Annotated in this window: 9 protein-coding genes; all 9 read right to left on the bottom strand. The window is 71.6% G+C overall.

Translation table 11 applies throughout. The annotated features are described in order from the left end of the window. On the bottom strand, nucleotides 1-668 hold a 668-nt coding region (locus ABCR83_RS28200; RefSeq protein ID WP_462698040.1), incomplete at its 3' end, for an MFS transporter. A gap of 71 nt (nucleotides 669-739) precedes the next feature. Further along, complete coding sequence (locus ABCR83_RS28195) at nucleotides 740-1,501, bottom strand: SDR family oxidoreductase (RefSeq protein WP_462698039.1); 762 nt, start codon at nucleotides 1,499-1,501, stop codon at nucleotides 740-742. A gap of 143 nt (nucleotides 1,502-1,644) precedes the next feature. Next, entirely contained in the window at nucleotides 1,645-3,105 is a 1,461-nt protein-coding gene (locus ABCR83_RS28190) for an FAD-dependent monooxygenase (RefSeq protein WP_462698038.1), read from the bottom strand. Beyond that, the gene (locus ABCR83_RS28185; RefSeq protein ID WP_462698037.1) at nucleotides 3,102-4,049 is read right to left on the bottom strand and encodes an aromatase/cyclase; all 948 of its coding nucleotides are present in this window, start codon (nucleotides 4,047-4,049) and stop codon (nucleotides 3,102-3,104) included. The genes ABCR83_RS28190 and ABCR83_RS28185 overlap by 4 nt, the downstream gene beginning before the upstream one ends. A 52-nt stretch (nucleotides 4,050-4,101) precedes the next feature. Continuing rightward, nucleotides 4,102-4,887 (bottom strand): 3-oxoacyl-ACP reductase FabG, encoded by a 786-nt coding sequence (fabG, locus tag ABCR83_RS28180; protein ID WP_462698036.1) that lies wholly within the window; start codon nucleotides 4,885-4,887, stop codon nucleotides 4,102-4,104. 178 nt (nucleotides 4,888-5,065) lie between these two features. Beyond that, complete coding sequence (locus ABCR83_RS28175) at nucleotides 5,066-5,338, bottom strand: acyl carrier protein (RefSeq protein ID WP_462698035.1); 273 nt, start codon at nucleotides 5,336-5,338, stop codon at nucleotides 5,066-5,068. Nucleotides 5,339-5,361: 23 nt separating this feature from the next. Beyond that, nucleotides 5,362-6,579, bottom strand: coding sequence for a ketosynthase chain-length factor (locus tag ABCR83_RS28170; protein WP_462698034.1), 1,218 nt, complete (start codon nucleotides 6,577-6,579; stop codon nucleotides 5,362-5,364). Next, nucleotides 6,576-7,859, bottom strand: coding sequence for a beta-ketoacyl-[acyl-carrier-protein] synthase family protein (locus ABCR83_RS28165; protein ID WP_462698033.1), 1,284 nt, complete (start codon nucleotides 7,857-7,859; stop codon nucleotides 6,576-6,578). The genes ABCR83_RS28170 and ABCR83_RS28165 overlap by 4 nt, the downstream gene beginning before the upstream one ends. Beyond that, nucleotides 7,856-8,185, bottom strand: a complete 330-nt coding sequence (locus tag ABCR83_RS28160; protein WP_462698032.1) for a TcmI family type II polyketide cyclase — start codon at nucleotides 8,183-8,185, stop codon at nucleotides 7,856-7,858. The genes ABCR83_RS28165 and ABCR83_RS28160 overlap by 4 nt, the downstream gene beginning before the upstream one ends.

The raw sequence follows: 8,185 nt of genomic DNA, 5'->3' as shown, positions 1-8,185 counted from the left end.
AGCGTTAGCTGGGGGAGCGCCGCAGGGCCCGTGCCGACCCATCGGACACCCCCTAGCGCCTGCCGGGGCTCGTCGCGCGGGATCAGCCAGAGCCCGAAGGCCAGCAGCAGCAGCGCCACCGGCGCGGGGAACGCCAGCGTCCAGCGCCAGCTCTGCTGGGTCAGCAGTCCGGACAGCACCAGTCCCACCGAGAAGCCGCTGGCCCCGAACAGCGAGTAGACCGAGACGGCCCGCCCGCGTGCGGGGCCCTCCCGGAAGGTACCGGCGATGATGGCCAGTCCGGTGGGGGCGGTGAGCGCCGCGCAGCCGCCCTTGACCACCCGGGTGGCCAGCAGCAGCGGGACGTTGTCGGCGAGTCCGGCGACCAGCGAGGCCACGGCGAAGACGGCGAGTGCCGCCAGATACACCCGGCGCCGCCCCCAGGCGGCGGTGATCCGGTTGGCGTGCAGCAGCAACGCCCCGAATCCCAGGGCGAATCCGCCCATGGTCCACACCAGCAGCGAGGGTCCGGGGCCGAGGTCGTCGCCGATCGAGGGCAGGGCCACCACGGAGACGGACACCTCAAGGGCGTCCAGCAGCATATTGCCGGAGAGTACGAACAGCAGGCCCCACAGGGCGGGGCTCCACCGCGCCGCGACGGGCTCTGCCGTGAGGGTTTTCGCGATCAAAGGGAACCAACCACCCTGGGAGCAGCCGGCCGGGCGCCCCGGCACCGGAGCGCCCGGCCACGTGGACGGAATCAGCCGAGCAGCGTGCCGCCGCTGGCGTCGATGAATGCGCCGGTGACCCAGCGGGCGTCGTCGGAGGCGAGGAAGGCGACCACGTCACCGACGTCCTGCGGCTCGCCGACCCGGCCGAAGGCGGACAGCCGGGACATCTGCTCGACGGCCTCGGGGATGTCGAACACCGGGTTGCCATTGCGGGTGATGCCGGGGGCAACGCTGTTGACGGTGATGTTGCGGGGGCCGAGGTGCTTGGCGTAGTGCAGGGCGAGCTGCTCCACGGCGCCCTTGGTCATCGCGTACGCCACCTCCTGCGGGTTGGCGAAGCGGGTCAGCCCGGAGGAGATGCTGATGATGCGGCCGCCGTCGGGAATGATCGGCAGCAGGCGCTGCACCAGGAAGAACGGGGCCTTCTGGTTGACCGCCACCAGCCGGTCGAACTGCTCGGAGGTGACGTCCTCGGGCGCGACCCCGCCCATGATGCCCGCGTTGTTGACCAGGATGTTCAGCTCGGCCTTGCCGTGGTGCTCCTTGAGCCCGGCCTCCAGGGCCGTGTACAGGGTGTCGATGTCGCCGGGCACGCCCAGCTCGGCCTGGACGGTGAAGGCGCGGCCGCCCTCCTTCCGGATGCCGGCGACGACCTGCTCGGCGGCCTCGGCGTTGGCCGTGTAGTGGATGGCGACGAGCGCGCCCTCGCGGGCCAGGCGCTCGGCGGTCGCGCGCCCGATGCCCCGGCTGGAGCCGGTGACGAGCGCGGTCTTGCCGGTGAGGTTACCCATGGTGAATCTCTCCATCAGGAAGGTGAAGAAGGTGAATTGGTGGTGGTTACTGCGTCATCCCGGGGGACAACTCCCGGCCTCCCGGCCGAAACCGCGCGTCCCAGGGGGCACCCGGAACGGCGTTGCCGGGGAAACAGCCGTAATCAGCCGGTGGCTGCTCGGCCGGTGGGCGCGCCGAACCAGCGGCGCAGCGCGGTGTCCAGCGGGACCGCGCCGCCCGCGACCCAGGCGATGTGCCCGTCCGGCCGGATGAGCAGCCCCGACGGGCCCTCGCCGGCCGGCCGTTGCGCACCGACCGTACGGACCCGGCCGGCCCAGCCGGCGGCCGTGATGCCCGCGCCCAGGTCGAGCAGCAGCCCGCGCCCGGGATGCAGCAGGGCGGCGGTGCCGACGGGGCCGTCCGCGGTGTGCAGTTCGCCGGGCGGGAGCCGGCGGCCGAGCAGCGGGTGATCGCCGCCGTCGGGGTCCGGGTAGCGGATCTCCAGGCCGCTGATCATCCCCGCGAGGTGATCGCGTACGTCGTGGTACGCCATCAGCTCGGCGAGGACCGCGCGCAGCGGGCCCACTTCGGGGCCGCCGAGCAGGATCTGCGCCTGGGCCTCGATGTTGCCGAGGACCCGGGCACCGACCGCGTGCCGCTCGTGGTGGTAGCTGTCGAGCAGCCCCGCGGGGGCGTCGCCGCGCACCTGGGCGGCGAGCTTCCAGCCGAGGTTGACGGCGTCCTGCAGCCCCAGGTTGAGGGCCTGGCCGCCCACCGGCAGCTGGCGGTGGGCGGCGTCCCCGGCGAGCAGGATCCGCCCCTGGCGGTACCGCTCGGCCTGGCGGCGGGTGTTGCCGAAGGCATTGAGCCACAGCGGGGTGCCCCGGCCGATGTCCTCGCCGGTGACCCGCCGCCAGACGGCGACGATCTCTTCGAACTCCGGTGGCCCGACGCGGCGTTGGGCCGGGCGGCCGAATTCGTGCACCATCACGCGGGTGACGCCGTCGGGCCGCCGGGCGGCGATGGCCAGGCCGTGCTCCAGCCGTTCGAAGCGGCGGTTGGGGATGTCGATGCCGTCGACGTCGGCCCGCAGCAGTTCGCGGGTGGCGTCCCGGCCGGGGAAGGCGAAGTCCGCCAGCTGGCGGACCGTGCTGTCCTCCCCGTCGCAGCCGACCACCTGGGAGGCGCCCAGCCGGTAGGCGCCGGACGGCCCGTACACCTCGACATCGACGCCGTCGTGGTACTGGTTGAGCCCGATCACCCGGTGGCCGCGCCGCAGTTGGGCGCCCAGGCCCAGCGCCCAGTCCTGTAACAGGGCCTCGGTGCGGGCCTGGAGCACCTTCCACTGCCCGGGATAGGGGCCGGGCGAGGTGCCCAGGTCGAGCGGGATGCCGCCGAAGTGGCCCATCCCGTCCTGGGGCGGGGTGCCCAGTGCGGTGAGCAGTCCGCGCTGGTCCAGGATCTCCATGGTGCGCGCGTGCAGGGTGGAGGCCCGGGACTCGGTCCCCGGCTCGGCGAGCTGCTCCAGGACGAGCACCGAGGCGCCGCCCAGCCGCAGTTCACCGGCGAGCAGCAGCCCGACGGGACCGGCGCCGACGATGATGACATCGGCGTCCATGCTCATGCCGTGGCTTCTGCTTTGGCCTCGGCGTAGTCCTTGGCGTACCCGAGGGTGGCCCGGCTGTTGGTGCTCAGGTTGATACGGACGAACTCCCGGGCCTGCTCGGGGTCGACGTCCGGACCGCAGACCGGCTTGATCTTGTCGCGGACCAGGACCGCGGTGTGCTGCGAGGTGACGGCCACCCCGTCCTCGGTCTCCTCGATCAGCCAGTGGCCGGTGTGCAGGGCCAGCAGCTCGGGCAGCACCGTCTGCTTGTAGGCGATCTTGTGGTGCGGGAAGCAGACCCGGTACGACCTGGTGGTGTGCTCGTCGCCGTCCTTGGTGAGGGTGTCCATCTCCAGCGTCTGCAGGCCGGGGGTGTCCTCGTCCAGCCGGACCCGGGCGACGTGCGGCAGTCGCTCCTGCCAGTGCTGGGCCTCATTGATGAAGTCGTAGATGTCCTGCACCGAGGCGTCCATCCGGACGGTGTCCTCGAAGGAGACCAGCAGGTCGGCGTCGGCGGTGGCGCGCTCGATATTGGTCTTGAGCGCGGCCAGCTCGGAGCGGCTGTTGGTGTCCACCGCCTCGTCGATCCAGGCCAGCTTCCCGGGGTCGTCGTCGATCGCCCGGTAGTCGTGCAGCAGCCGCACCCGGGACTCCTCGGCCGACAGCTCCTCGATCACCCAGGTGCCGCCCATGGCGGCGACCGGCGGGGTGGAGACCTCCTGGCGGAACTCGATGCGGCGGGCCCCGGGGTCCAGGCGCCGGTGCGAAGTCCAGTGCTTGGGCTGCTCGTTGGCGGTGGCCCAGATGCGGATGCGCTCCTCGCCCTCGCCGAGCGGCTCCTGCTCGACATGGATGGTCGGCGGGAAGATCCGCGGCCAGTTCTCCACCTCGGCTATCAGGCGGTAGACCTCGGCGGCGGGGGCCTGCACGGTGATCTCGTGCTCGACCTCGCGAATGGTCATGGGTCGCTGGTTCCTTTCGCTGGCTCGGGGTGGGGCTCAGAAGGGGTGGGGCTCAGAAGTTGCCGAGTCCGCCACAGACGTTGAGCGCCTGCGCGGTGATGGAGGCGGCGGTGTCGGAGGCCAGGTAGCCCACCAGGCCGGCCACCTCCTCCGGGGTGGAGTAGCGGCCGAGCGGGATCTTGGCCTGGAACTTCTCCAGGATCGCCGCCTCGTCGGTCTGGTACGCGGCGGCGTAACCGGCGCGCACCCGCTGGGCCATGGGCGTTTCGACATAGCCCGGGCACACCGCGTTGACGGTGATGCCGGTGGGGGCCAGTTCGTTGCCGAGCGCCTTGGTGAAGCCGACGACTCCGTGCTTGGAGGCGGAGTACGGGGCGCCCAGCACAACGCCCTGCTTGCCCGCGGTGGAGGCGATGTTGATGATGCGGCCGCGGTCCTTGTGGCGCATGCCGCCGGTGGTCAGGACTTCGCGGGTGAGCCGGAAGACGCTGTTGAGGTTGGTGTCGATGACGTCGAACCACAGCTCGTCGGCGATGTCGGCGGTGACGCCGCCGCCGCTCCGGCCCGCGTTGTTGACCAGCACGTCAACGGTGCCGAAGCGGTCGACGGCCGCCTGGACGAAGGCCTTGACGTCGTCCGCGTCCCGGACGTCACAGGTGGTGCCGTCCACGTCGAGGCCCTCGGCCTGCAGCTGCTTGACCGTCTCGGTGACGCTCTCCGCGCTGCGGGCGCAGAGGAAGACGCGGTGGCCCTGCTGGGCCAGGAGGCGGGTGACGGCGAGGCCAATGCCGCTGGTGGCACCGGTGACCAGGGCCACGCGGTGATGCGTTTCTGACATGTTCTCTCCGTAGGGTGTGGGCCCCGCCCCGCACGGGGGCCGGGGCGGAGCCCCGAGGCGGGGCGCAGGGGGCGCAGCCCCCGCATGGGGTCGGGGGCGGAGCCCCCAGAGCGGGTCCGGGGGCGGAGCCCCCGGTTGGGGGAAGGGGCGGGGTGGGGAAGAAAAAACCCGGCCCGGACTAAGCCGCTTCGCCCACCGTCGACAAGTGCTCGTTCACCGCGGCCAGCAGCGCCCGCGGCGTCCGCGCCTCGCTCAGCACGTCGTCATCCAGCGTGATGCCGTACTCGCGCTCGATCCGGCCACCGGTCTCCAGCAGGGCCAGCGATTCGTAGCCCAGCGTCTCGAACTCCTCGTCGAGGATGTCCCCGTCGAGGTCGATCCCTTCCTCCGTACCCGCGCCCTCGCGCAGAATCCGCTTGAGGTCGTCGATGGTGAAAGCCAAGGTGCTCATCTCTCTCCTTGCAGGGGGAATGTTCAGCGCTCCGTGGTACGCACCACGAGCGCGGAGTTGAAGCCGCCATAACCGCGGGCCAGGATCAGCGCCGCGCCCAGCGAGCCGGTGCGTGCCTGGTGGGTCACGAGGTCGATGTCGTACTGGGGGGCCGGGGACACATTGGTGGTGGGCGGTATCAGGCCCTCGCGCATGGACAGCAGGGCCGCCGCGAGATCCAGCGGCGCGGCGCCCGAGTAGAGGCGGCCGGTCATCGTCTTGGGGACGGTCACCGGTACTCCGCGGTGCCCGAACACCTCGGTGATGGCCTCGGCCTCGATGCGGTCCAGCTCGGGGATGCCCGCGCCGTCCGCGAACACCACGTCGATCTCGGACGGTTCGACGCCCGCGTCGGACAGCGCCAGCCGGATCGCCTGCCGCAGCCCGGGCTCCCGCCCGCTGCCCGGCTTGGGGTCAAAGGTGGCACCGTATCCGGCGATCTCGCCATAGACCCGCGCCCCGCGCTGCCGGGCGGACTCCGCGTCCTCCAGGATGAACAACGCGCCGCCCTCGCCCGGCACATGGCCGTCGGCGTCGGCGTCGAAGGGCAGATAGGCCCGGTCCGGGTCGTCGCTGGTGGACAGCCGGTCGCTGGCGAGCTGGGCCACCCAGCCCCAGGGGCAGACCGAGGCGTCCACACTGCCGGAGACGATCAGCCGGCTGCCCTTGCGGATCTGCCGCCGGGCCTGGGCGATCGCGTCCAGGCCACCGGCCTGGTCGCTGACCACCACACCGCTGGGGCCGCGCATACCGTTGCGGATGGAGATCTGGCCGGTGTTGACGGCATAGAACCAGGCGAACGACTGGTACGCGCTGACGTATTGACTGCCCTGGCTCCACAGCGCCCGCAGCTCGTTCTGGCCGAACTCGAAGCCGCCGGAGGAGCTGGCGGTGACCACGCCCATGTCGAACTCGGAGAACTCCGAGGGCACCACGCCCGCGTCGGCCAGCGCCCAGTCGGCGGCGACCAGCGCCATCCGGGTCATCCGGTCGGTCTGCGGCAGCAGCCTGCTCGGCAGGTGGTCGGCGGCCTCAAAGCCGGGCACCTCGCCCGCCAGCCGGGCCGGGTAACCCGACGCGTCAAAGCGGGAGATGGGGCCGATGCCGCTCTTGCCGATCCGGGTGGCGGTCCAGTAGTCGGCGGCACCCAGGCCGTTGGGAGAGGCCACGCCCATCCCGGTCACCACTACGGAAGTGGTCATGCCTCACTCCTGTCGGCTCGGGTGAGCACCATCGCGCTCTGGAAGCCGCCGAACCCGCTGCCGACCGTCAGCACCGTGTCGGTCTGCCACTCCCGGGCGGCCAGCGGCACATAGTCGAGGTCGCACTCGGGGTCGGGGGTGTGCAGGTTGGCGGTCGGCGGGACCACGTTGTGCTCCATGGCCAGCACACATGCGGCGATCTCGATCGAGCCGATGGCGCCCAGCGAGTGGCCGACCATCGACTTGATGGAGCTGACCGGCGCCCGGTAGGCGTGCTCGCCCAGCGCCTTCTTGAAGGCGGCGGTCTCATGCCGGTCGTTCTGCTTGGTGCCCGAGCCGTGCGCGTTGATGTAGTCCACGTCGGACGGGCCGATCCGGGCCTCGTCCATGGCGATCCGGATGGCCTCGGCCATCTCCCGGCCGTCGGGCCGCAGACCGGTCATATGGAAGGCGTTGCACCGCGAGGCGTAGCCGGAGATCTCGGCATAGATCCGGGCGCCGCGCCGCCGGGCGCTCTCCAGCTCCTCCAGCACGAACACGGCCGAACCCTCGCCCAGCACAAAGCCGTTGCGGGTGCCGTCGAAGGGACGGGAGGCGTGGGCCGGGTCGTCGTCCCGCGGGGTGGTCGCCTTGATGGCGTCGAAGCAGGCCAGGGTGATGGGCGAGATGGGGGCGTCGGTGGCGCCCGCGATCATCACATCCGTGCTGCCCTCGCGGATCAGCTCCACGGCGTGGCCGACCGAGTCCAGCCCGGAGGTGCAGCCGGTGGACACCACCGTGGCCGGTCCCTCCGCGCCCACCGCCCAGGCCACCTCGGCCGCGAACGAGCTGGGCACCATGTAGTCGTAGAGGTGTGGCACGGCGTATTCGTGGTCGACCTCGGCCAGTCGGCCGCCGTCGCTGACCACCCGGTACTCCTGGTCCAGGCCCATGGTGGCGCCCACCGCGCTGCCGATGGTGACACCGGTGCGGTACGGGTTCAGCCCGCCCATCGCCAGCCCGCTGTCGGCCAGCGCCTCGCGGGTGGCGACCACCGCGAACTGCGCGGCGCGGTCCATGCGCCGGATCTCCTGCGGGCTCAGTCCCTCGAGCTCGGCGTCGAAGTCGATCTCGGCGGCCACCCGGGAGCGGAACGGCGAGGGGTCGAAGAAGGTGATGCCGCGGGTCGCGGTGCGGCCCTCGCTCAGCAGGCTCCAGAAGTTCTTGGCCCCGACCCCGCCGGGTGCCAGCACCCCCACGCCGGTGATCGCGACCCGGCGGCCCGTCTGCCGCTCGTTCATTCGGAAGCCGTCCAGTCGTAGAAGCGGCTGGCCATCGCATCGGCCGGGGACCGCCAGGTGGCCGGGTCATAGGCGCCGATGTACGGCTTGAGGTCCTCGCTGACCTTGATGAACGCGGGCTGGGTCTTGGCCTCCTCGATGTGCTCGCCGCCCTTGTCGTCGTCGAAGTCCTGGAGGTGGAAATACAGGCCGCGGTAGAAGAACAGCTGCCGGCGGCGGGTGCCCATCCGGTGCGGCATGTCGGTGCCGTCGAACTCGCCGAAGATCTTGGCGACATCGCCGCTCGCCTCGGGGGCCATCCGGGCCACGATCAGGGTGCTGTGCAT

Source organism: Streptomyces xingningensis (genome assembly GCF_054957865.1).
The sequence above is the reverse complement of the archived record's forward strand: the minus strand, read 5'-3'. Positions and strand labels throughout refer to the sequence as shown.